Source organism: Aeromonas sp. 130281, assembly GCF_056642115.1.
Genome location: NZ_JBWVQS010000001.1, coordinates 707,581 through 731,255 on the forward strand (window position 1 = coordinate 707,581; position 23,675 = coordinate 731,255).

20 protein-coding genes and 1 riboswitch are annotated in these 23,675 nt (G+C 62.7%); of the genes, 11 read left to right on the top strand and 9 right to left on the bottom strand.

Annotated elements, in window-relative coordinates:
• Positions 1-27 precede the first annotated feature (27 nt).
• Together nhaD and AC1IN8_RS03075 are read right to left on the bottom strand one after the other, a co-directional pair.
• Positions 28-1,452: a sodium:proton antiporter NhaD gene (gene nhaD, locus AC1IN8_RS03070; protein ID WP_479758028.1), complete on the bottom strand. Its 1,425-nt coding sequence runs from the start codon at positions 1,450-1,452 to the stop codon at positions 28-30.
• A 120-nt stretch (positions 1,453-1,572) separates the two neighbouring features.
• A complete protein-coding gene (locus AC1IN8_RS03075; protein ID WP_404838215.1) occupies positions 1,573-2,046 on the bottom strand; it encodes a DUF4357 domain-containing protein in 474 nt (157 codons plus the stop codon).
• 152 nt (positions 2,047-2,198) lie between these two features.
• Between AC1IN8_RS03075 and AC1IN8_RS03080 the strand changes: the two genes are divergently transcribed.
• The 4 genes from AC1IN8_RS03080 to AC1IN8_RS03095 all read left to right on the top strand — a co-directional run bounded on the left by AC1IN8_RS03080 (position 2,199) and on the right by AC1IN8_RS03095 (position 7,975).
• Complete coding sequence (locus AC1IN8_RS03080; protein WP_479758029.1) at positions 2,199-2,873, top strand: ABC transporter ATP-binding protein; 675 nt, start codon at positions 2,199-2,201, stop codon at positions 2,871-2,873.
• A 21-nt stretch (positions 2,874-2,894) separates the two neighbouring features.
• The gene (locus AC1IN8_RS03085) at positions 2,895-5,333 is read left to right on the top strand and encodes an ABC transporter permease (protein WP_479758030.1); all 2,439 of its coding nucleotides are present in this window, start codon (positions 2,895-2,897) and stop codon (positions 5,331-5,333) included.
• A gap of 185 nt (positions 5,334-5,518) precedes the next feature.
• The gene (locus AC1IN8_RS03090) at positions 5,519-6,559 is read left to right on the top strand and encodes a lipocalin-like domain-containing protein (RefSeq protein WP_479758455.1); all 1,041 of its coding nucleotides are present in this window, start codon (positions 5,519-5,521) and stop codon (positions 6,557-6,559) included.
• Positions 6,560-7,066: 507 nt separating this feature from the next.
• Positions 7,067-7,975, top strand: a complete 909-nt coding sequence (locus tag AC1IN8_RS03095; protein WP_479758031.1) for a hypothetical protein — start codon at positions 7,067-7,069, stop codon at positions 7,973-7,975.
• 161 nt (positions 7,976-8,136) lie between these two features.
• On the opposite strand, the gene AC1IN8_RS03100 is transcribed toward AC1IN8_RS03095, so the two are convergent.
• Positions 8,137-8,937, bottom strand: a complete 801-nt coding sequence (locus AC1IN8_RS03100) for an alpha/beta fold hydrolase (RefSeq protein WP_479758032.1) — start codon at positions 8,935-8,937, stop codon at positions 8,137-8,139.
• Between the two features lie 108 nt (positions 8,938-9,045).
• On the opposite strand from AC1IN8_RS03100, the gene AC1IN8_RS03105 reads away from it, so the two are divergent.
• From AC1IN8_RS03105 to AC1IN8_RS03115, 3 genes are read left to right on the top strand one after another with little or no spacing between them, the layout of a single operon-like run.
• Positions 9,046-9,414 carry an MmcQ/YjbR family DNA-binding protein gene (locus AC1IN8_RS03105; protein WP_479758033.1) on the top strand — a complete coding sequence of 123 codons (369 nt, stop codon included), beginning with the start codon at positions 9,046-9,048 and terminating at the stop codon, positions 9,412-9,414.
• Complete coding sequence (locus AC1IN8_RS03110) at positions 9,411-9,974, top strand: GNAT family N-acetyltransferase (protein WP_479758035.1); 564 nt, start codon at positions 9,411-9,413, stop codon at positions 9,972-9,974. Before AC1IN8_RS03105 ends, AC1IN8_RS03110 begins: the two co-directional genes overlap by 4 nt.
• A gap of 11 nt (positions 9,975-9,985) precedes the next feature.
• On the top strand, positions 9,986-10,321 hold the full coding sequence (locus AC1IN8_RS03115) for a DUF3802 family protein (RefSeq protein WP_139436190.1): 336 nt from the start codon (positions 9,986-9,988) through the stop codon (positions 10,319-10,321).
• Between the two features lie 276 nt (positions 10,322-10,597).
• Here the strand turns inward: AC1IN8_RS03115 and msrA are convergent, their stop codons facing one another.
• On the bottom strand, positions 10,598-11,230 hold the full coding sequence (gene msrA, locus AC1IN8_RS03120) for a peptide-methionine (S)-S-oxide reductase MsrA (protein ID WP_479758036.1): 633 nt from the start codon (positions 11,228-11,230) through the stop codon (positions 10,598-10,600).
• 252 nt (positions 11,231-11,482) lie between these two features.
• Here msrA and argA point away from each other — a divergent pair, with 252 nt between their 5' ends.
• Together argA and lysC are read left to right on the top strand one after the other, a co-directional pair.
• Positions 11,483-12,811 carry an amino-acid N-acetyltransferase gene (gene argA, locus AC1IN8_RS03125; RefSeq protein WP_479758038.1) on the top strand — a complete coding sequence of 443 codons (1,329 nt, stop codon included), beginning with the start codon at positions 11,483-11,485 and terminating at the stop codon, positions 12,809-12,811.
• 108 nt (positions 12,812-12,919) lie between these two features.
• A riboswitch (Lysine riboswitch) is annotated at positions 12,920-13,141 on the top strand.
• Positions 13,142-13,227: 86 nt separating this feature from the next.
• Positions 13,228-14,580, top strand: a complete 1,353-nt coding sequence (lysC, locus tag AC1IN8_RS03130) for a lysine-sensitive aspartokinase 3 (protein WP_479758039.1) — start codon at positions 13,228-13,230, stop codon at positions 14,578-14,580.
• 132 nt (positions 14,581-14,712) lie between these two features.
• Here lysC and AC1IN8_RS03135 read toward each other — a convergent pair whose 3' ends face one another.
• Positions 14,713-15,807: a protein kinase family protein gene (locus tag AC1IN8_RS03135; protein ID WP_265436214.1), complete on the bottom strand. Its 1,095-nt coding sequence runs from the start codon at positions 15,805-15,807 to the stop codon at positions 14,713-14,715.
• 249 nt (positions 15,808-16,056) lie between these two features.
• On the opposite strand from AC1IN8_RS03135, the gene AC1IN8_RS03140 reads away from it, so the two are divergent.
• Positions 16,057-18,318: an LTA synthase family protein gene (locus AC1IN8_RS03140; RefSeq protein ID WP_479758040.1), complete on the top strand. Its 2,262-nt coding sequence runs from the start codon at positions 16,057-16,059 to the stop codon at positions 18,316-18,318.
• Between the two features lie 145 nt (positions 18,319-18,463).
• On the opposite strand, the gene AC1IN8_RS03145 is transcribed toward AC1IN8_RS03140, so the two are convergent.
• Positions 18,464-19,474: a S66 family peptidase gene (locus AC1IN8_RS03145; RefSeq protein WP_479758041.1), complete on the bottom strand. Its 1,011-nt coding sequence runs from the start codon at positions 19,472-19,474 to the stop codon at positions 18,464-18,466.
• A gap of 328 nt (positions 19,475-19,802) precedes the next feature.
• Positions 19,803-20,120, bottom strand: coding sequence for a heavy metal-binding domain-containing protein (locus AC1IN8_RS03150; RefSeq protein ID WP_427230815.1), 318 nt, complete (start codon positions 20,118-20,120; stop codon positions 19,803-19,805).
• A gap of 253 nt (positions 20,121-20,373) precedes the next feature.
• On the opposite strand from AC1IN8_RS03150, the gene AC1IN8_RS03155 reads away from it, so the two are divergent.
• Positions 20,374-21,564, top strand: coding sequence for an OmpP1/FadL family transporter (locus tag AC1IN8_RS03155; protein WP_479758042.1), 1,191 nt, complete (start codon positions 20,374-20,376; stop codon positions 21,562-21,564).
• 72 nt (positions 21,565-21,636) lie between these two features.
• Here AC1IN8_RS03155 and AC1IN8_RS03160 read toward each other — a convergent pair whose 3' ends face one another.
• Both AC1IN8_RS03160 and ycfP read right to left on the bottom strand, forming a co-directional pair.
• Positions 21,637-22,929 (bottom strand): NAD(P)/FAD-dependent oxidoreductase, encoded by a 1,293-nt coding sequence (locus AC1IN8_RS03160; RefSeq protein ID WP_139436062.1) that lies wholly within the window; start codon positions 22,927-22,929, stop codon positions 21,637-21,639.
• Positions 22,930-23,003: 74 nt separating this feature from the next.
• Positions 23,004-23,543 carry an alpha/beta hydrolase YcfP gene (gene ycfP, locus AC1IN8_RS03165; RefSeq protein ID WP_005331594.1) on the bottom strand — a complete coding sequence of 180 codons (540 nt, stop codon included), beginning with the start codon at positions 23,541-23,543 and terminating at the stop codon, positions 23,004-23,006.
• Positions 23,544-23,675 lie beyond the last annotated feature (132 nt).

A 23,675-nucleotide genomic window follows, 5' to 3' on the forward strand; every position in this document is an offset into this window, starting at 1 on the left:
CCCTTTCCCCTGCTGTGTCGATTGTGCTCAGAACAGGGCGCGGTTGAGCCACAGATGCGCCCCTATGCTGACCATATAGCCAAGCAAAATGGCAGGCAACCACTTGAGGTGACCGAGGAAGGTGTACATGCCCCTGGCCTGCCCCATCAGGGCCACCCCGGCGGCGGAGCCGATGGAGAGCAGGCTGCCCCCCACCCCAGTGGTCAGGGTCACCAGCAGCCACTGCCCCGTGCTCATCTGCGGCTCCATCGACAACACGGCGAACATCACGGGAATGTTGTCGATGACGGAGGAGAGCAGGCCGATGAGCACATTGGCCTGGATCGGATCCCCCTGATAGAGGAGCTGGGACGCCAGCGCCAGATACCCCATGAAGCCGAGCCCCCCGACGCACATCACCACCCCGTAGAAGAAGAGCAGGGTGTCCCACTCGGCCTTGGCAATCTTGTTGAACACGTCGAACGGCACTATGGAGCCGAGACGCAGCAGCCGCGCTTCGTCACCGGTGCGCTCATAGAGGGCGCGCTCCCGCGCCAGGGCACCTGGCTGGGTCTTGCGCAGGTAGAAGCCGAAAAATTGCAGATAGCCGAGCCCCGTCATCATGCCGAGCACCGGGGGCAGGTGCAGGAAGTGATGGCAGGCGACGGCCGTCCCTATGGTGAGGAGGAAGAGCAACACTATGGCGACGGCCCCGCGCCTGAGGGTCACCTCCTCGTCCAGCACCCTGGGGGCATGGCGCGGCACCATCAGGCTCATCAGGAGGGCCGGGATCAGGAAGTTGAGCAGGGCGGGGATGAAGAGCGCGAAGAACTGGCCGAAGGGCACCTTGCCCGCCTGCCACACCATCAGGGTGGTGATGTCGCCAAAGGGGCTGAAGGCGCCGCCGGCATTGGCCGCCACGACGATGTTGATGCACGCCAGGTTGATGAAGCGGCGATCCTCGTTGGCCACATTGAGCACCACTGTGCACATCAGGAGCGCCGTGGTGAGGTTGTCCACCACGGGGGAGATGAAGAAGGCCAGCAACCCGGTGAGCCAGAACAGGGTGCGCAGGCTGAGCCCGGCCCGCACCAGGCGGGCGCGCAGGGCGGCAAACAGCAGCCTGTCCTCCATGGCGTTGATGTAGGTCATGGCCACCAGCAGGAACAGCATCAGCTCCCCGTATTCCAGCAGGTTCTGCCGAAACCCCTCGTGGGCCAGGGGGCTCTGCTCCGCGTCCGCATAGACGACGCCAATGGCTATCCAGATGATGCCGGCGGCGATCAGCACCGGCTTGGATTTTCGCAGCTTCAGGTACTCTTCGGCCATCACCAGGAGGTAGGCGAGCACGAAGATGACGAGGGCGAATACGCCAACGCCACTCTGGGTCAGGGCGAGGGGGCCCTCGGCCAGTGCGGGGCCGCAGAACAGGCAGAGCCCGGACAAGGGGGCAAGGCGTGAGGATCCAGACATGAGTGCGCGTCTCTTGAGAACCGTCTGGCATTGAGGCTAGCAGCGGACAGGGAAGTCACCCTCATCCCTGTCCGCAGGACGAGCCGCCCGCCTCGACCTAGCGGCGCGACTCAGGGGATATCAGGGGGATTTTTTGCCAAAACCGGACTGCTTGAGGGTGTAGCCTGCGCTGTTTTGCCAGGCATCCAGCCCGCTTCTGTTGTTGCCCGCCACCAGGCTGGCGGCCAGGCTCGGGCTGTTGAACAGCTGATCGGCGCCGAACACGAAGCCCCCCTCGGCCCGGGGCACAAGCACCCCCTTGGCCAGCAGCTCCTGGCGCAGCTCGATCACCGCCTCGCGCAGGGAGGCGGCATCTTCCCCATTGGCGGTGGAGCCCGCCTGCACCATGAAGCCGGGGTTCTGCCGCTTGCCCACCGGATAGCCATGGGCCTCGGCACCCTTGCCGTTGAAGTGGTAGAGCTCGCGCTCGCCGGGCTTGTTGTCGGAGAGCGCCTTTTGCAGGGTCATCAGCTCGTTGTAGATATCGATGGGGACTACGGCTGCCTGCTTGGCCCCCTTGCTGTCGACGATAAAACTGACTTGCTTGTGTAACATCCTTGCTCATCCTGTGACCCATGGAAGCCCCTATTCTAACCACCTCTGGCGAGCGGGATCCAGCAAGGATCCTCATCCCTTTTGCAGGCGCGATCACTAACTGGCATAGTGACTGACATTGTGAAAGCCATTGGCCATCAACCGGTTATCCCATGCTGAACCTGCGCAACCTCAGTAAACGCTTCGCCAGCGGCGGCGAGACGCTCCCCCTGTTTGAGGGGCTGGATCTCAAGCTCGCCCCGGGGGAAACCTGTCTGCTGCTGGGGCAGAGCGGCTGTGGCAAGTCCACCCTGCTGAACCTCATCGCCGGTCTCATCACCCCGGACGAGGGGGAGATCTGGCTGGGAGAGACCCGGCTCGACACCCAGTCCCCGGACGAGCGGGCCCGTTTGCGGGGCCGGCATTTTGGCATCGTCTATCAGGACTTCAACCTGCTGCCGACCCTCACCGTGCTGGAAAATCTCTGCCTGCCCCTGGAGATAAACCACCTGCCCCGGGACATGGCGCGCCTCGATGCCCTGCTGGAGCGTCTTGGGATGAGCCACAAGCGCCACGCCTGGCCGGAGCAGCTCTCCGGCGGCCAGCGCCAGCGGGTGGCCCTGGCCCGGGCCCTGGTTCACCAGCCAACCTGGCTGCTGGCAGACGAGCCCACCGGGAGTCTCGACGAGCACAACGCCGAGCAGGTGATGGAGCTGATGATGGCGGCGGTGCGCGATACCGGCGCCGGCCTCTTGCTGGTGAGCCACAACCCGGGCTATGGCGCCCTGGCGGATCGGGTGCTGCGCCTGGAAGGGGGGCAGTTGCTCGAGGGCAGACCCCATGGGTGATGCAAGCCGCAAGGATGAGCCATGCTGCCGCTGAAGGCGCTGCTGCGCCTCTATCGCACCCACCCCTGGCTGCTGCTGATGAGCCTGGCGGGGCTTATGCTGGGGGTCACCCTGGTGGTGGCCATCGAGCTCTTGAACCACAGCGCCCGCACCAACTTCGTCGCCGCCCGCAGCCAGCTTGCGGGGGAAGCGAACTACCGCCTGGCCCCCCAGGGCGGCCTGGATGAGCAGCTCTATGTGACGCTGGTGCGAAGCCAGCCAGGTCTGGACGCCATGCCAGAACTGCACGCCTGGCTCAAGGACGAGCAGGGGCGCAGTTTCCAGCTGCTGGGGATGGATCTCTTCAACCCGGGCCCCTTGCGCCGACTCTTTGGGGAGCAACCGGGGCGCAAGCCCGACTTCACCCTGAGCCGCGCCGACAGCGTCTGGCTCTCGGCCCCCGAGGCAAGGCGCCTTGACTGGCAACCGGGCCAGTCGCGGGCCTTTATGCTGGGCGATGAGGGGCAGCGCCCCCTGACCCTCACCCTCGCAGGCACCTTCGAGCCGGGCGCCGTTCCCATGGAGCGGCTGCTGGTGACCGACATCGGTCTCGCTCAGTCACTGCTTGGCAAGGCCGGAAGGCTGGATCGCATCGTCTTCAAGCTGAGCGATGCGCAGGCCAATACCTTGCAAAAAGCCTTGCAAAGCGCCTTGCAGGCCGCGCAGGGAGCCGAGTTCCTCGCTCAGCCCTTATGGCTCGAGCCCATCAGCCCGGCCCTCGATGCCAGCCAGCTCGGGGATGCCCTGGCCCTCAACCTCAGCGCCCTCTCCCTGCTCGCCATGGCGGTAGGGCTGTTTCTGGTGTTCAACGCCCAACGCTTCGTGCAGAGCGTGCGCCGCCCCCAGCTCGCCCAGCTCATCATCCTCGGGATGCCGCCAAGCCGGGTGCTCCGCTGGCTGGCCCTGGAGCTCTCCATCCTCGCCACCCTAGGCACCCTGCTCGGGCTGCTGTTCGGCAGCCTCTTGGCGCTGGCCCTCATGGGGCAGCTCACCCAGGCGCTGGCCGACCTTTATGGCCCCAATCCCATCGACCTGCTGCGCCTCTCCCCCGCCAGCCTCATCAAGGCGCTGCTGATAGGCCTGGCTGGCACCCTTGCCGCCAACCTGCCCGGCTGGTGGCAGTTGCTGCGCCAATCCCCTCTTGAACTGCGGGAGGGGAGCAGCCGCCCGCCGGTTTATCCCTGGCGCAGACGCCTGTTCGCCATCGCCATACTGCTGCTCTGCTCCCTCTGCCTCCTGTTGCCGCAGACCGGCCTGGGGGGCGCCCTCTTCGTGGCCGGGGGCTGGCTGCTCGCCATGGCCCTCGCCCTGCCCGATGCCCTGCGCGCGCTGCTGGGGCGGCTGCGCGGGCACGGCCCCCTCAGCGTCCGGCTCGGGGTGGCCGAGACCCAATACCATCTGGATCGCACCGCCATCGCCGTGATGGCGCTGCAACTTGCCATCGCCGCGGCCATCGGCATCGGGGTCATGGTGTCGAGCTTTCGCTCGAGCGTGGAGATCTGGCTCGGCCAGCGTCTCGCCGCCGATCTCTATGTCAGCGCCCCCAAGGGGGTGGCGGGCAGCAGAGGCCAGCTGAGCGAGCAGACCCTGACCGCCATCCTCGCCGAGCCGCAGGTGAGCGCCGCCTCGCGCCGCGCCGTGCTCCCCGCCCGCTGGCAGGGACACCCCATCGAGTGGGCGCAGATGGACTTTATCCCCGAGCTCAAGGCCGCCTACCCCTTGCTGGCCGGGCGCTGGCCCGCCGCCCCCGACGAGGTGCTGGCGAGCGAACCGCTCACGGTGCGCCTCGGGGTCAGGGTGGGCCAGACCCTGGATGTAACGAGCGAAGGGGGGCCAAGGCGGCTCACCGTCACCGGGGTCTATCAGGATTACGGCAGCGACAAGGGGCAGATACTGCACGCCTTCGAAGGGGGGGCGGTGCAATCCCTGGCCCTCTTCAGCCCAGACCCCGAGCGCCTCGGCGATCGGCTGCGCTCGCGCCTTGGCGAGCGGGTGAACCTGTTGCCTGCCCCCGCCATCCACGCCGCGGCGCTCAAGGTGTTCGATCAGACCTTTGTGGTGACCGAGCTATTGAAACTGCTGATCCTCGGCATCGCCTTCGTCGGCATAGGCTCCGCCTTTATGGTGCTGGGGCTGGCCAGGCGCGGCGAGTTGCAGACCTTGCAGAGCCTAGGGATTGGCCCCCGCCACTGCCGCCGCCTGCTGGTGTGGCAAGGGGCGGGATTGGGGCTGCTCACCGCGCTGCTGGCCCTGCCGGTGGGCTATGGCCTCGCCTGGGTGCTGATTGAAGTGGTCAACCCCCGCGCCTTCGGCTGGCGCCTCGCCTTCGAGGCCGCCCCCCTGCACGCCGTCACGGCGCTCTTGCTGGCGCCGGTGTGCGGAGCGCTCGCCTCCTGGTATGCCGCAAGGAGAGTGGTATGAAATATCGGTTACCGCACTGGCTCGGCCATGGCTTGACGCTCCCATTGACCACATCCCTGTCACCGCTCTTGATTCAGCGCAGAGAAGCGCATAGAGCTGCCGCGAACCATCCCCTCTCCCTTCGGGAGAGGGCCAGGGTGAGGGGAATCTTGTCCTCTTTACGGACCCTGTGGCTCGCAGCCCTCTTGATCCCGCTTATTGCCATGAGCGGCAACGCGCAGGCCAGCGATCTGGGGAGCATCCTTGGCGGCGGCAGCGATAAATTCAAGAAGGCCCTGCCGGGCCAACCCATCCGGCTGCCCGCCGATCACGGCGCCCACCCCGACTACAGATCCGAGTGGTGGTATCTCACCGGCAACCTGCAAGATGAGCAGGGGCGCGACTACGGCCTGCAGTGGACCCTGTTTCGCCAGGGTATCGAGCAGCAGATACAATCGGACAACCCCTGGCTCAGCCCCCAGCTCTGGCTGGCCCAGTTCGCCATCACGGATTTAGCCACCGGCAAGCATCTGCAAGACGAGCGCACCAGCCGCCAGGGACCTGGGCTCGCCGGCGCCAGTGGCGGCCAGTATTGGCTCAAGGAGTGGGTGCTCGCCTCTCAAGGGGAATCGCTCTTTCCCGCCACCCTCAAGGTGCAGAGCAAGATGGGTGAGCTGAACCTCAAGGTGAGCGCCGCCAAGCCAGTGGTGCTGCAAGGCAGGGAGGGTTACAGCGAGAAGAGCCCGGGCAACGCCTCCTTCTACTACTCCTACCCGCGCCTGACGCTTAGCGGCACTTTGATCCTGGAGGGAGAGACCCGCAATGTCACGGGCCAGGGGTGGTTCGATCACGAGTGGAGCAGCTCGGTATTGGCCCAGTGGCAATCGGGCTGGGACTGGTTTTCGCTGCAGTTTGAAGATGGCCGCGAGCTAATGCTGTTTCGCCTGCGCACCAAGGCCGGACACACTGAGCCGGAGAACCGCTACGGCATACTGATCGAGCGGGACGGCAGCAGCCGGGTACTCTCCCCGGAATCCATCGTCCTCACCCCCGGCAAGACCTGGCGCGGCCCCAAGGGGCAAGACTACCCCGTCGAGTGGCAGCTTAAGGCCGGGGATCTGAACCTCGTTATCCAGGCGCGCCAGCCCAATCAGGCCATGACGGGACGCTTCGATTACTGGGAGGGGGCTGTGGTTGTAGAAGGAGATGCCCAAGGGCTGGGCTATCTGGAGATGACGGGGTATTGATGGATACAATCAGAGCCCCATCTGGATTTATAAAGCCAAAATTAGTATCTATCTAACCAGCTGCTGACTATTACAAAGAAGCCGTTTCAGTATCAAGGGATGCCCATAGAGTCAGATATATGGATATGATCCGGCACATACTATGATGAGATTACATTTTTACTCAAAGACAATTCAATCAGGTGAATTTCCTATTGTTTAGACTAGTGATTATTTGATGGATATATTTATCTACTTCCTTGCCAAAGCCAATGGTTATTATAAATAAAATACAACTATACTCATATGATATTTGACATAGTATTGAGTGCGTATTGTACGTCTGAACTTTGCAGTTAGATTATGACAAGGCCCTACGCATCAATGCTTCTGATAATGAGTAACATTATCCTAGTTGATAATTCAGCCACATATATCTATTGTCAACTTGTAAACAAAGCGATATAAGGTTACATTACAGTTACTATGTTGTACTGTGATGCTAATTAAAAATAAGGGTGTTTTTACATGAATCTACGCCATTTTAGAGGGAGAAGCATTTTCTCTGATTGCGATAGGACTGAGATCGAAGATGATCTTCTTGAAGCCTTACTAGTTAACAAGCGCCGAATAAATAAATATAAAAATATAAACCCAATCGTCTACAATGGTCATGGACAGAATTGCCAGGCAAGACAAGTTCTTTCATATCTAATGAGAAAAGGTTTAGGGATCGTTAGACGACCAGGGACTTATGACATTGTTCTCAACTCATCACACTTTGAATATATTAGTAACAATGAGCCTCATGGTGCAGTAAAAGATATCCAAAGAATATATTCTCATACTCAAAAAGAAATGAAAAAACACGCCCATGAAATAAACTTAGTTAGGGGCATTGATGGTATCGAGGCTTCTGTATGTGCAAAACTGCTAGAAGAAATAGATGGTGATAGAATAAGCTATTACTTCCAAACCATTACTTTTTTCAACCATTTATGCAGTGCATTCAATCGGCAACTAAAAATATCTATTGACTGTCCTATTGATTGGGTTTGGGCCAGCGCCTACACACTGAAAGATCTCGAATTACCGGGAGATGATGAAGAGTTCATTGTTGTTTGTCAATCAGATGATGGTACGATGGAGATACCTAAAAAAAATATTGAATACACTAATAGTATATTTCGTATTGAGCGAGTTATAGATACTAAGTTTCACAACACAAAATATCCACCAAAGCATTTTCATCAAGCTATATCAGCATTGATTGCCGAAGGCTTTGAGCCAGATAACTTTGAAAGGTATATTGCCCATTATAAAGAGGGACGATTCGAGAAAAAAATGATGATCTTTGGTCGCTGGCTAGACAGTAAACTATCCGAGTTCAACAAGTGCAAAATCATAGTAAAGAGTAAAGAAAAGTCATTTTATTAAATTCGAATTTAATTGCATATTTCAACAGTAGAGATTATCAGGGAAATGTATTTGTTCATACCAGCCGCTTTGACTATTGGGGGGGCATAGTTTGTACAGATCTAGTTATCACCTGACTCAGCCCCATTTCACCGGTGCGGCAATTGCTAAAGCTCTGGCTGTCATAGTGGGTGCTTGGGAGCACAGGCCTGGGTAGAGATAAACGCCAACGACTGCCGGTTAAAGTGATCCGGCTGTTCCACGTTGCAGACGTGGCCGCAGTTTTCGATGATTTCGAGCCGGCTGTAGGGGTCCCGGGCCACCTGCTCGCGCACCGGGGCGAGGAACATATGATCCTCCTCCCCCATCACGTAGAGGGTGGGAATGGGCAGGGCGCGCTCCTTGAAGTAGCGCATCAAGGGGTTGACCTCGGTGGCGAGGCGGAACCAGCGTTTGAACTCCTTCTGACAGAGTTTGCGGGCCTCGCGCACGAAGAGGTTGCGGGACTCCTGATGGTGCTGGCGCGGCATGATGATGAAGGCGAACAAGCGGTAGAGCCACATGTAGGGCAGTATGTGCTGGCCGACCCGGCCGAGCTGCACCAGCACCCGGGAGCGGATGTCGAGGCGCAGGATGGCGCCGCCGAGCACCATGCTCTTGACCCGCTCGGGGCAGAGCTCGGCCAGGTGGCGAATGAGGATGGTGCCAAGGGAGATGCCGACAAAATGGGCGCGGGGAATGCGCAGGTGATCGAGCAGCCGCAGTATGTCCTCGGTCACGGCCCGAAAGCTGTAGTGCCCCTTGACCACCTGTTGCAACTGGTTGGACTGGCCGTGGCCGCGAAGGTCCAGCAGCAGCACGTTGAAGTGCTCCCGGTAGGCCCGCAGTTGCTTGAACCAGATGGAGGAGCTGCCGCCGGCACCGTGCACGAACACCACCCAATCCCGATCGGGGCCCAGCTCAAAGGTCTTGTGGTACAACATCTTATGGGCTCCCGGGGGGTTGAGGGATATACTCGGCGGGCATATTAACAGAAGCCTCGCCTCGATGAATATGCTTGCTCTCATGATCGGACCAGCCTGGAGGCCTGTATGACGCTCACCCTTTTGCGCGAATTTCTGCTCAGCCAGCCGGGGGCCACCGAGGATACCCCCTTCGGCCCGGAGATCCTGGTCTATCGCATCGCCGGCAAGATGTTCGCCCTGGTGGACTGGCAGGCCGAACCGCTGACCATCAACCTCAAATGCGAGCCGGAGTTGGCGCTTTTGCTGCGAGAGATCCACCCCGAGGTCAAACCCGGCTGGCACATGAACAAGCAGCACTGGAATACGGTGACCCTGAGCGAGGATCTGGACGCCGAGCTCTGGCAGGGCTGGATTGAACACTCCTACCAGCGGGTGGTGGCGGGCTTGCCCAAAGCCAAGCGGCCACAGGCGCCGACCCCCCATTCCAAACCATGAGCCCTCCCATGTCTGATTCCCCTGCTCCGCACTCCCTAAACCCTGACCTCTATCGCGTCGTTCCCCTGGATGAGCGCAATATCCCCGACCTGCTCACCCTGTTCGAACAGTCGGTGCGCCGCATGGGCCCGGAGCACTACAGCCCGGCGCAGGTGGAGCAATGGGCGCTGGGCGCCCGTCATCCGGGTCTCGCCAGCCAGTTGCGCGAGCACCACGGCTGGATCATCGAGCAGGAGGGCATCCCCCTTGGCTTTGTCACCTTAAGCGATGACGGCCACCTCAGCCTGCTCTATGTGAGTGCGGATCATCCGCGCCAGGGGCTCGGCGGCCTGCTGCTGGCGCAGGCGCTGCAGGCGGCGAGCCAGCTGGGCCTGCACAGCCTGACCACAGAGGCCAGCGCCTTCAGCCTCGCGCTCTTTCTGCGCCACGGCTTCGAGCAGGCCGGATTGGAAACCGTGGAGCGCGGCGGGGTCAGTTTTGTCCGCCATCGCCTCTACTGCCGCTTGCCAAGCGGGGGCCAGCCACTAAAATACCCACCATTTCCCCAAAGCGATGAATGAAGGCAGCCATCATGGTGGTAGAGAGCGACGGTTATATTGCGCTTATCGAGTATCTGGTAGAGAGTCTGGGCCTGTTCGAGAGCCAGCAGCAGGGCACGGGCACCCAGACCATAGAGGATCTGGTGAGCAACCGGGTGGCAGGCAACCTCATGGCCATCTGCGAGCAGAACCCCCAGCTCGACCCCAAGGTGCGTTTCATGATCATGCAGGAGGCCGACGCCGTGGTGGCCGATCTGGAGGAGGTGCTCTCCGCCGTCTGGCTGCGGGCGCCCACCCCGGCCCAGCACGCCTTCCTCGATGAGTTCATCGATCTCATCAAGAACCTGTTCGACAGCACCATCGGCTAGTCCCCTCCCCCGCGGCCGCAGGGCCCGCAACGATCCGCAATGAAAAGGGCCGCCTCAAAGGGCAGCCCTGCTTGCTATCACTTCCGATTCATCGCGCTTGTCAGTTGAATGAATATCGAGGCAAGAAATATGTCTGGTCTTGGCTGCCGTCCATGGTAGCTACCCTATTAGTCTGCCGAGGTTCGGTTAAGTTCCCGGCCAGGATGCTTTTTTTAATATTTCTTTCAAAAAAACGAAACAGGGGCCTAATGGCCCCTGTTTTATCCAGACTGCGCCTCAGCGGTTCAGGCTGGGGGGCAGGCAGACGCCAATGCCCCCCAGTCCGCAATAGCCTTCCGGGTTCTTCTCCAGATATTGCTGATGGTAATCCTCGGCGTAGTAGAAGGGCGCCAGCGGCAGGATCCGGGTGGTGATGGCGCGGGCATCGCCGCTCGCCATCATGGCCTGCTGGTAGGCCGCCAGGCTCTGCTGGGCGATGGCCTCCTGGGTTTCATCCCCATAGAAGATCACCGAGCGGTACTGGGTGCCGATGTCGCCGCCCTGGCGCATGCCCTGGGCCGGATCGTGCTGCTCCCAGAATAGCTTGAGCAGCTCGCCATAGCTGATGACCTTGGGGTCGAACACCACCTGCACCGTCTCCGCATGACCGGTCAGGCCGCTGCACACCTCCTTGTAGGTGGGGTTGGGCGTCAGGCCCCCCTGATAACCGGCGGCGGTGGAATAGACGCCGGGCTGCTGCCAGAACAGGCGCTCCACGCCCCAGAAACAACCCATGCCAAACCAGGCCAGCTCCATCCTCTCGGGCCAGGGGCCCTGGGTCGGGTGGCCGTTGACAGCATGCTGCTGGCCGATCGCCAGCGCTTCCCGTCGTCCCGGCAGGGCCTCTGCCGGTGAAATAATCTGCTCCATATGCCCTGTCCTTGAATAAAATCCCGCGCGACGCGGCTGACGAAAAGGAACCCCGAAGATAACAGGTTATGAGCCCGGATCAACCAGGGCGGTCCCTTCAGCGGGCTGACCGCCTTCCGGCTCGCCCGGGCGCAGGGCGTCTACGGCTGGTCAAAATGGCGGCACAAAACATCAAAACAAATATTTAGTCTTGATTTATGAATTTATTTTCATATATTGAGCAAATTGCTGCTTTTTTATGGAACGAAACACGTGCGTGAACGCGAACCCAGCCTGGTCCATGCCTTTCGGCAATCCACCCCCTATGTCAACGTGCACCGGGGTGCCACCTTCGTGCTGATGATGGGCGGGGAAGCCATCTGCCACCCCAACTTTGCCAACATAGTGAGCGACATCGCCCTGCTGCAGACGCTGGGGATCCGCCTGGTTCTGGTGTTCGGCTCGCGTCCGCAAAACGACGAGGCGCTGGCCCGCGCAGGCATCCAGGCCCAATACCACAGACGGATCCGGGTCACCGACGATCAGAGCTTCGCCATCATCAAGCAGGTGTGCGGCGGCCTGCAATACGACATCACGGCCCAGCTCTCCATGGGGCTGGCCAACACCCCCATGCAGGGGGCGCGCATCAGCGTGGTGAGCGGCAACTTCGTCACCGCCCAGCCGCTGGGGGTGGAAGATGGCATCGACTACTGCCACAGCGGCCGGGTGCGGCGCATCGACGTGGAGGGGATCACCCGCCAGCTGGATCAGCATGGGCTGGTGCTCATCTCCCCCATCGGCTGCTCGGTCACCGGCGAGAGCTTCAACCTGAGCTCGGAAGAGGTGGCGCGCCGGGTGGCGGTGGATCTCAAGGCGGACAAGCTCATCTGCTTCAGCAGCACCCAGGGGGTGATGAACAGGCAGGGCGTGGCCATCTCCGAACTCTTCCCCGAGCAGGCCGAGGAGCTGCTGGTGGAGCTGGAGCAGGCGGGCGAGGAGATGTCCGGCACCGCCCGCTACCTGCGCGCGGCCATCGCCTCCTGCCGCGGCGGCGTGCCGCGTTCCCACCTGGTGAGCTATCAGGATGACGGCGCCATGCTGCAGGAGCTGTTCAGCCGCGAGGGGCTCGGCACCCAGATAGTGCGCGAAAGCGCCGAGCGGGCGCGGGCCGCCACCATAGAGGACATCGGCGGCATCCTGGATCTCATCCGGCCGCTGGAGGAGGAAGGCATACTGGTGCGCCGCTCCCGGGAGCAGCTGGAGATGGAGATAGACAAGTTCACCATCATAGAGCGCGACGGCCTCATCATCGGCTGCGCGGCGCTCTACTGCTTCATGGAAGAGGCCATGGCCGAGATGGCCTGCGTCGCCATCCATCCCGAGTACCGCAACTCCAACCGGGGGGATCAGCTGGTAGCCAAGGTGGCCGAGCGGGCCAAGCGGCTCGGCATCCGCCGCCTGTTCGTGCTCACTACCCGCTCCATCCACTGGTTCCGGGAGCGGGGCTTCGATCCCCTGGAGGTGGAAGATCTGCCGGTGGCGCGCCAGCGGCTCTACAACTGGCAGCGCCGCTCCAAGGTTTTGTCCAAGACCATTTCGTAACTGATTGATCTTGTGCCTGGTTGTTGCCAATTGTGTACTTTTTTACAAACTCGATTGACAGTGCAATCCAGTGCAGGGTATTTCTACATGCACGCCACCCTCCAGGGTGGCACCAGAAGAGGAGCGCTGCCCAGGCAGCCCAAGGGAGGACACCAGAGTCCGGTGAACTTGGGTCAGGGGGAGCAGCGCCGAGACGAGTGAGGCAACTGGATACCTCAACGTCGGCTGCGGGGGCTGAATCCCCCGGGTTGTCATCGGTCGTGTGCATCCCACAGGCATCCAGCAGGATCCTTGTGGGATGGGCACCGCGGATGGAGTGCTTCTGGCCGGGATCCTTCGCTATTCCTGCCATTTTCTGCCTCCTCCTCTCTTTTGCCCGATGAAACCGGATTTTCACCTTGAGACAGGAGTATGCAATGAACCCGATCAACGTCGCCAAGTTTGGCGGAACCAGTGTCGCCGATGCCGCGGCCATGAACCATTGCGCCGACGTGGTGCTGGCCAATCCGGCGACCCGGGTGGTGGTACTGAGCGCCAGCGCCGGGGTCACCAACCTGCTGGTGAGCCTGGCCCAGGGTGAACTGGACGAAGCCGGGCAGGATGCCCAGCTCGACAAGCTGACCGGGATCCAGCAGGCCATACTCACGGCGCTCGGCAACCCGAACGAGGTGAGCGCTCTCATCCACGCCCAGCTTGGCGAGATTCGCACCATGGCCCGCCAGGCCTGCCAGCACACCGATGCGGAGCTGGCCGACCGCCTCATCGCCTGCGGCGAGTTGATGTCCACCCGCCTCTTCACCGAACTGCTGCACCAGCGGGGCATCAAGGCCCAGTGGCAGGACGCGCGCCAGCTGCTGCGCACCGACAGCCGCTTTGGCAAGGCGACCGTGGATCTGGCCGCCACCCGCACCCTCTGCCAAGCCACCCTGGGCCCCCTGCTCGGTGACAGCCTCATCATCACCCAGGGCTTCATCGGCGCCGACGCCGATGGCCGCACCACCACCCTGGGCCGGGGCGGCTCCGACTACAGCGCGGCCCTGCTCGCCGAGGCGCTGGACGCCGGCAGTATCGAGATCTGGACCGACGTGCCCGGCATCTACACCACGGATCCGCGCCTGGTCACCCGGGCCCGCCCCATCCCGGAAATCAGCTTCGTGGAGGCGGCCGAGATGGCTACCTTCGGCGCCAAGGTGCTGCACCCGGCCACCCTGCAACCCGCCCTGCGCCAGGACATTCCGGTGTTCGTCGGCTCCGCCAGGGATCCCGCAGCCGGTGGCACCTGGATCCGCGCCAGCACCGGCAGCAACCCGCTGTTTCGCGCCGTGGCCCTGCGCCGCCAGCAGGTGCTGGTCACCCTGCACAGCCTCAACATGTTCCACGCCTACGGCTTTTTGGCCGAGGTGTTCGGCATCCTGGCCCGTCACCGCATCTCGGTGGATCTCATCACCACCTCCGAGGTGAGCGTCTCCCTGACCCTGGATCACACCGGCAGCCAGAGCAACGGCGAGCCCATCCTGGGCGACAAGGTGCTGGCGGAGCTCGGCCAGCTGTGCAAGGTGGAGGTGGAGACTGACTTCGCGCTGGTGGCCCTCATCGGCAACCGCATGAGCGAGGCCGCCGGGGTGGGCAGCCGGGTGTTCGACGCCATTCGCGAGCACAACATCCGGATGATCTGCTACGGCGCCAGCGCCCACAACCTCTGCTTCCTGGTCAAGGAGAGCGAGGCGGGCCACATCGTCAACCGCCTCCATCAGGAGCTGCTCGACTGAGCCTGACAAAACCTTGCCAGCCCCTTCTCCCCGCGAGGGAAAAGGGGCTGGCATCAGGGGAAGCCCATGGCGACCCTATACCAACGAAGAGGGGCGCCGATGCGCCCCTCTCGTCATGCTGTCGTCCCCATGTCAGCGCGCAGGCTGGCGGGTCCGGGTCGGCAACAGGTTGGCCCGGATCTGCTCGCGCAGCCCCCCCAGCCGCTGCAACAGCGCAGCCTGGCTGAGCCCGGCCTCGTCAAACCCCAGGTTATCGGCCAGCGCCGGGAAGTGATCCCGCACCGCCAGCTCCAGCCAGTCGAGGCGGCGCAGGGTCATGGGGCCGCAGCTCTTGCCGCTGAGATCGTCCTGGATGTCGAGCCGATGGCTGCGATACATGTCGCGCCACCAGTTGGCGGCGAGCGCCTGCTCGCTTGCCAGCGCCGCGCTCCACTCCCCCACCAACCCCTGCATCCGGGCCAGCACGGGGGCGCTGGCCCCCTCCCGGCTCAGGTACTGCAACTCCCCCTTCGCCCAGGCGAGGCAGAGCGTGCGCCAGTGGCGAAACAGCGGCAGGGGATCGCTCTGCTCCAGCCAGAGCCCGGACAGGGTGCGCGTCTCCAGCCGCTCAGGCACATGAAACGCCGGATCGGTGAGGCCGTTGGAGTTGAACTCGTGGAGGGGATCGAAGGGCCACATGTAGCCAAAGTCGAACACCGAGATCTGCTGGCCGTCGTCGAGCAGGTTGCCCGGGCTCGGATCCCAGTCAAACCAGCCCCAGCGGGCCAGCTCCGCCTCCACCGCCAGCATCTGCGCCAGGTTGCGCTCATTGAGCCTGCGCACCGGCTCGCCCCTCAGCCAGGGGGAGACCAGCACCCCGGCGCGGGCGGAGCCGAAGCTGGTGCAGACCACGTTGGAGAGGATGGTAGGGTGCAGCTCCCGCAGGCTCTCTATCTCCCGGCGCCGCTCCAGCTCGGTGAGAAAGGCGGTCTTGCCGTCGACGTTGGCCACCAGGGAGTCTGGCCGGCAGCGCTTCAGGCACCAGTGGTGCCCCTCCACCTTGAGGTGGAACACCTCGGCGGTGAGCCCGTGACCATAGACCTTGACGACGTCCGGGTGATCCTCGGTCAGCCTGGTCAACTGGGCCAGGGGCAGGGGGCAGTCCCGCTCACGCCCGATCCGGATCTCGTCCCCGTTCTCCAGCATCTGGAGCAATCTTGCCTGACGTGCCGCAACCTTGGGATTCATACATGTACCTCCAACCGTTACTGAGAGACTAAACAGCGCCCCCCTCCCAGACCAGCGGCAAAGCCCCATGATGACGCTTTCATCACAGAATGAGTGCCCCTCCCGGATCGGGATCACAATTTGCACGCCCAGGCTGTCACCCAGGATTCATCCCGTCGTCATTAAATTGACATCAAGGAACAAGCCCCTCACCATCGGGTCAAAATAGATGCAGCACTGCTGCCCTGCCCGCTCCAAGGATGAGCCCCTATGAATGCCCCCGTCTGTGGTCACAGCCCCTCCCTCTCCCGGTCTCTGGCCGGGTGGTTGTTCGGCCTGCTGATCGCCCTGCTGTTGCTGACCCTGGCCCTGCCGCTGCTCAATCCCGCCGGCTGGCTCGGGAAGGCACAACCGCTGATCCTGGGGCCCGCCGATCAGCCCATCGCCACCCTCACCCGCCACAGCCTGCTCTACAAGAGCGACAGTCGCGGCCTCTATCTGGTGGTGCGCAGCCAGTGGCAACTGCTCAAGCCGCTGCAGGCGGGGGACAAGGTGCGGGTGGAGCTGCTCAACGACAAGGGCATTCGCATCGATCAGCTGAGCCAGGCGGTGGAGAAGCGCCAGAAGTGTCGCCAGAACCGCTGCACCCTGGATCTCAATAGCGCCCTGCGCGCCCCCGACGACGCCCTGGACAGCCGCTACCAGCTGCGCATCGGCCTGCTGCTGGCAGACAGACCCGAGAGCGCCGAGTACAGCCAGATCCTGCAGACCCTGCCGGAGCGCGGCTTCAACCTGACCTATCTGATGACCAGCCTGCTGCTGGTGCTGCTGGTGAGCGCCGCCGTGCTCAGGGCCCTGCTGCCGCGGCTGCGTCGCAGCTACCGCTCCCGGGTGCTGGGCAGCCTGCTGCTCGGCAACCTCACCTTCGTGCTGCTGCACGGCTTCGTGGTGTTCAAGCTGGGGGAGTTTCTGCTCTGGTCGGGTTTTCGGCCCGAGCACTACTACCTCGCCTGGGGCAGCATGGTGCTGGGCTGGAGCCTCTGCGCCCTGGCGGGCTTCAACCTTTATATGGGGCTGGTCTTTACGGCCCTTTCGGGGATAGGCCTGCTCGCGAACTTCATGAAGATAGCCATCTACGGGGTGCCGCTGGGGGGGGACGATCTCGGCAACCTGATGGCCCTGCTGCACATACTGCTCGATCAGCACCCCGTGCTGCCGGTGCTGGCCCTGCTGGGGCTCTTGTTCCTGTGCTGGCGCTTCGCGCTGTCGCGCTGGATCCTGCGCACCACCGCCGCCACCGCCGCCTTCTTCGCGCTCTGCGTGTTCGCCACCCAGACCGGCAACAAACTGCTGGGAGCCAACATCCGCTACGTGGACAGGGCGGTCAACTATCACAGGGACATCATCCGCGCCGGCCCCGGCCTCTACCTGTTCAACCTGGTGGACGAGATGCTGCAAAGCGGCAACATCTTCCGCTACCCCCTGCAGATCAACGAGCGCACCCCAGAGCTCAGCCAGCCGGCCCCGGGCCAGCCGCCCCGCTTCGATCTGGTGATAGTGCTGCAATATGAGTCCCTCTGGCTCGACTGGCAGGGCAGGATCTGCGCCCCCGCCCCCACCCTGAGCCTGCCCGCCGGGGTGGCCCAGTGGCACAAGACCATCCACTCCCCCACCACGGGGGGCATGACGGTGCTGGCGGAGTTCGAGATGAACACCGGCCTGCCGGTGGGCCTGCTCAAGCAGGGGGTGGTGCCTTACTACTACCTCTCGGACAAGGTGCCAGGCCTTGCCAGCAGCGCCAGGCAGAACGGCTACCAGACCCTGTTCGCCCACCCCTATGTGGAGAAGTTCTGGGGCCGCGCCAAGGCTATTCCGGCGCTCGGCTACCAGGAGCGCTGGTTCGACACCCGCTTCACTACCCTGGAACACAAGGGGCTCTACATCTCGGACGACGCCCTCATCGATCACCTGATCAAGCGCAGCGAGCAGGATGACAAGCCGCTGTTCGCCTACGCGGTCACCATGCAGGGGCACGGCCCCTTCGACGGGGATCGCTATCGGGCCCAGCAGATCGACAGGGCCTGCCCGGATCAGAGCCCGGCGGACAGGCAGTTGCTCAACACCTACTACACCGGGGTGGTGGACGCCATGGCCTCTCTGGAGCGACTGCTCAAGACCCTGGACGGCTCAGGCAAGCGCTACCTGGTGGTGGCCTTCGGGGATCACCAGCCCTTCCTGATGTCGGCGGGCAAGGGCATCCATGGCGCCAAGCCCCCCCGGGATGCCCCCTACCAGATCCCCATGATGGCCTTCACCCGAAACGATGGCGCCATCGCACTCGATCGCCAGTTTGCCCCGGTGCGCCAGCTCTACCAGATGGGCCAGGCCACCCGAGCGCTGCTGGCGGGGGATCTCACCCCCATAGAGGACAGACCCCTGCTCCACCCGGTGCTCGGGGAGGAGAAGGGCTTCGACCCCTCGCCCCTGGTGCCGCAGATCCGCGCCAGCTTCCGGGCCGACGCATTACCCTGAGATCAATAGACATTTAAGAGACGGGGGCCGCAGATCCTTGCCACACCTTCCGGGCTTCCGGGCCGATGCCCTGCCCTGCCCTGCCCTGCCTGAACGCGCAATAAAAAGAGGCCGCAACTGCGGCCTCTTTGCATTTCTCTTGCTGCTAGCGGAGCCAGGACTCGCACAGGGTGAGGGTCTGGGCGTCGAGATCCAGCTCGGCTTCGATACCAAGCGGCACCGTCAGCATGGGGTGGGTGTGGGCGCAGTCAAACTCCGCCAGTATGGGGAAGGTCGGCTCCCCCACCACCTCCAGCAGGATATCCAGCGGCCGCCTGCCGCTGCCCTGGCCGTCAAACAGCTCGTGCTTGCCGAGCACCAGGGCACCGATGCGCTCGAACACCCCGCACAGCTTGAGGTGGGCAAAAGAGCGCTCTACCGTCTCCGCCGACAGGAGGCTGTCTTCCAGCAGCAGAATGTCCCCCCGCGCTATGGGCGGCATATAGGGCGAACCCCAGATCCCCGTCAGGGTGTTGAGGTTGCCGCCGATCAGCCGGCCCCGCACCCGGCCAGAACCCACCGAGATCAACCGGTTTGGCTGGCACAGCTTGGCCCGGGTCTGGTTTTCCCAATCCAGCCGCTCGTCGGTCCACTGCGTCGGGGTCGGCAGGGTATGGGGCGCGGCGGCGCCACCGGTCAGACAGATCTGGCGAAAACCCGCCAGGGTCTCGTTCACCAGCGGCGAGAGCTCGCCAAAGGAGGCCACCAGCGCCGGGCCATAGAAGGTGACAAGGTCGGTCTGGGCATGGATGCCGAGCAGCAGGGCCGTCACGTCGGAGTAACCGACGATGATCTTGGGATCCTCTCTCAGCCCCTCGTAGTCCACATAGGGCAACAGGGAGTTTGAGTTGCTGCCGCCAATCACCGACATGATTGCCCGCACCTCGGGATCCCGGATGAGGCCATTGAGCTCTTCGGCCCGCGCCGCGATGGAGCCGGAGCGCCAGTGATCCCGCTCCCCGGTCAGGCTGCCCGCCTTGAGCCTGAAACCCTGCCCTTCCAGAAACGCCCTGGCACGCTCGAACCGCCGGGGAGCCCAGGCGGTGGCCGCGCTGGAGGGAGAGAAGAAGCCTATGGTGTCGCCGGGCTTGAGCCCGGCGGGCTTGCGCAGTGCCATGGATGATGGTCGCTCCTGAGAGTCTGGGGCCGGGATCCCCAAGATCCGGCAGCAGGTTCCATCCTAATCCAGCTGTTTTCTCCCCGACAAGGGCCAACGGGCTCCGAACAGACCCTTTTTGTTTGGGTAAACCAAACGATACGAGCCAGTCGGATAGAAAAAATAAACAACGTTCCCGGCCCAGGTATCCCCCTCATCCCCCACCCTTCTCCCGCAAGGAAGAAGGGTGAATCGCCCCCGATGCCATGGAGGCGCCGCGCCCAATAAAAAGCCGACCCTGGGGTCGGCTTGCTGCGGGCCGCCTTTGGCAGCCAGGGGCAAAGGCGAACTAAACCACCACGGCGGTGCCGCTGATGCTGACCATCAGCATGCTGCCGTTCTGCCCCACCACCTCGTAGTCGATGTCGATGCCGACCACGGCGTTGGCCCCCAGGGCGGCGGCGCGCTCCTTGAGCTCCTCGAAGGCGATCTCCCGGGCCCGGGCCAGCTCTTTTTCGTAGGCGCCGGAGCGGCCGCCTATGATGTCGCGGATGCCGGCGAACAGATCCTTGAAGATGTTGGCGCCGAGGATGGCTTCACCCACGACGATGCCGCGGTATTCACGAATGGTCTTGCCTTCCAGGGTGGGGGTGGTTGAGAGGATCATGAGGTCTCCTGTGGGTTGGGCTGGGTGCGCGGGGCACCGTTGCCGTCATGGTAGCAAGGCGCTGGCCAAAGCATAACCCCGCCTTGCCGGAGACCGCGGGAGACGCTGCGCCCCCGGCACTGACAAGTGATTGATTCAGCATTCAAAGTGCCATCTATACTGCCTGTGTCGCGGATCTTCTCCCTCTTTGTCAGATGCATCTGGCACTCGCCTGAGGGGGCCGATCCTCAGGATTGATGGGAGAGGGACCTTGATGAAACGAACGCTGCTGCTGTTGCCACTGACCACCTTGCTGAGCGCCCCCACCGAGGGGGCCGGCCTCTATCTGTACGAAACCGGCACCAACGATCTCGGGCTCGCCTCCGCCGGTATGGCCGCCAGGGCCCAGGATGCCACAGTGCAGCTGGTGAATCCCGCCGGCCTGAGCCACCTGGAGGGGCGCCACCTCACCCTGGGCGGGCAACTGCTCTACGGGGACGTCCCCTACGATCTGGACGATCCCGCGCAGGGGGATGTCGATACCGTCATCGGCTGGTTCCCCGCGGCCTCCGCCTACTACAGCCAGCAGCTCGATGAGCGCTGGTCGGCGGGTCTGGCGCTCTATGGCAACTTCGGGCTGGGGCTCGATTTTGGCGACTGGGCCGGCAAGCAGCTCATCAAGGAGGCCACCCTGCTCGCCCTCACCCTGCAGCCATCCATCGCCTACCGCCTCGACCAGCACTGGTCGATCGGGGCCGGGGTCGGCATCAACTACGGCCTGTTCGCCCTCACCCGGGAGGGCAGTGGCGGGGAGCAGAAGCAGGACGACAGTGACTGGGCCCTCAATGCCAGGCTGGGGCTGCTCTATGAGTGGAACCCGGGCACCCGACTCGGACTCGGCTATGCCAGCGAGGTGACCTATCACTTCGCCATCGACCGCGACATCACCTTCTCGCGCCCCAATCTGCCCGGGATCGGCGCCACCCTCCCCCTCTCCGGCATGGTCAACAGCCCCCAACAGTTGATGGTGAGCGCCTTTCACGGCTTCGCCCACGACTGGGCCATCATGGGCAATCTGGGCTGGCAGGATTGGAGCCGCTACAACGACAACGAGGTCGCCATCTTCGACCGCACCGCCTCGCAGAAGGGGCTCTATCAGGACAGCTACCACCTGGCGGTGGGGCTCCAGCACGCGCTGACGCCGCAGTGGACCCTCAATGGCGGCCTGGCCTACGACAGCAGCGCCTATCGGGATCAGGAGCACACCTCCTTGACGGTGCCGAGCGGCGCCGCGCTGCGCCTCGGCACCGGGGTGACCTATGCCTTCAACGCCCAGGAGACCCTGGGGGCCGGGTTTGAGTACATTCACATGGAGAGCGCCAGCGTTGATGAAAGCTCCCTCTCGGGTCACTACCCCACCCCGGCCCTCTACTTCTTCGCCCTGAACTACGGCAGACGCTTCTAGGCAGGCCCCGCTTCGGCCATAAAAAAAGGAGAGGCCCAGGCCTCTCCTTTTGGTTTCCCTTGCCGACGCCGCTCAGTGCAGCTTCATGCTCGGGCGCAGCACCCGGTTGATGCGGCCCACCAGCATGATGAGGCCGGTCTTGATGTAGCCGTGCAGGGCCACCTGGTGCATCCGGTAGAGGGAGATGTAGACGATGCGGGCGATGTAGCCTTCCACCATCATGGAGCCGCGCATCAGGTTGCCCATCAGGCTGCCCACGGTGGAGAAGCGACTCAAGGAAACGAGCGAGCCGTGGTCGTGGTAGAGGTAGGGCTTCATCTCGCCGCCGTTCATCCTGGCCAGGATGTTCTTGAACGCCTGGGTCGCCATCTGGTGGGCGGACTGGGCGCGGGGCGGCACGAACTTGCCGTCCGGCTGCGGGCAGGCGGCGCAGTCGCCGATGACGAAGATGTTCTCGTCGCGGGTGGTCTGCAGGGTCTCCTTGACCACCAGCTGGTTGATGCGGTTGGTCTCGAGCCCCGCTATCTCCTTCATGAAGTCCGGCGCCTTGATGCCCGCGGCCCACACCATGAGGTCTGCTTCAATCAGCTCCCCATCCTTGGTGTGCAGACCCTCGGCGGTGGCTTCGGTGATCATGGTGGCGGTGCGCACGTCCACACCCAGCTTCACCAGCTCCTGGTGGGCGGAGCCGCTGATGCGCTCAGGCAGGGCCGGCAGGATGCGGGGGCCCGCTTCCACCAGGGTCACCTTGAGGCTGTCGGTGGTGAGGTTCTTGAAGCCGTAGGCGTAGAGCTGCTCCACCGCGTTGTAGAGCTCGGCGGAGAGTTCGACGCCGGTGGCGCCGCCGCCGACGATGGCGATCTTCACCTTGTCACCGGGCTGGTATTCGGTGGCGAACTGCAGGAAGCGGTTCATCATGCTGTTGTAGAAGCGGTGCGCCTGGGAGGGGCTGTCCAGGAAGATGCAGTGATCCTTGATGCCCTTGGTGTTGAAGTCGTTGGACACAGAACCGATCGCCATCACCAGCACGTCGTAAGCCACTTCCCGCTCGTTGACCACCAGGGCGCCGCTCTCGTCGTGGATGGGGGCCAGCACGATGCGTTTCTCGTCGCGCTTGATGTCGGTCAGGCTGCCGAGCTGGAATTCGAAGCCGTGGTTCTTGGCGTGGGACTGGTAGCTCAGGGCGTCGATGCCCGCATCCATGGAGCCGGTGGCCACTTCGTGCAGCAGGGGCTTCCACAGGTGGGTGCGGTTGCGATCCACCAGGGTGATCCTGGCCTTGTTCTTCTTGCCCAGCTTGCGGCCCAGGCTGGTCGCGAGCTCGAGACCGCCGGCGCCACCGCCTACAACGACAATATTCATCATGATGATTTTCCTTGGTTCCTCAAAACGAAAGGGAGCCATTGGCTCCCTAAAACGAAATCGGTTGACGTGATGGCTCAGGCTTCTTTGAAGGCCTTCATCCGTTGCAGATGGTGCGAGATGTTCTTGAACTTATGGGTCTCGCGCTCATCCCATACGATGTCGTAATAGTTCTTCAATTCACGTTCAGTGTCCCGATTATCGCGGATTTCATCCTGAACGGAAAGGATGCACAGGCAGTTTCCTGAATTTTTATTACGAAATTCGGTTACACACTTGGTGCCGATGTCCTCGTACTCTTCCGGCCTGTCGATCTTGCCCTGCATGTTCTCTTCCGGGTGCAGGTTGGGGTTGAAGACCACCTGTTTGATGCCGCACAGAAACCCGATCCGCTCGCTCCAGTAGCCGCCGAGCCCTACCCCGCAGATGAGGGGCTTGGGGTCTGTGCTCATGTCGAGCTGCTTCTTCACCTCCTTGAGCAGGTGGCTCATGTCGTGGCGGGGGTGAACCGTGCTGTAGTGAACGAAGCGCACATCATCATCGATAAACTGCAACTGCAGCACTTTCTCATGATTGCCGGGGCTGGTGGCATCGAAGCCATGCAGATAGATGATCATGGATAAGACCTCAAGAACTGTGTCGGTTCTATCGAAACTACCCCAGCGAACCGCAGAGGCGCCACCAAAACATCGCACTTTCTTGCTTTGGATCACGCCCCCCGCCGCCGGAAAATCGTTTTCCCACCCCGT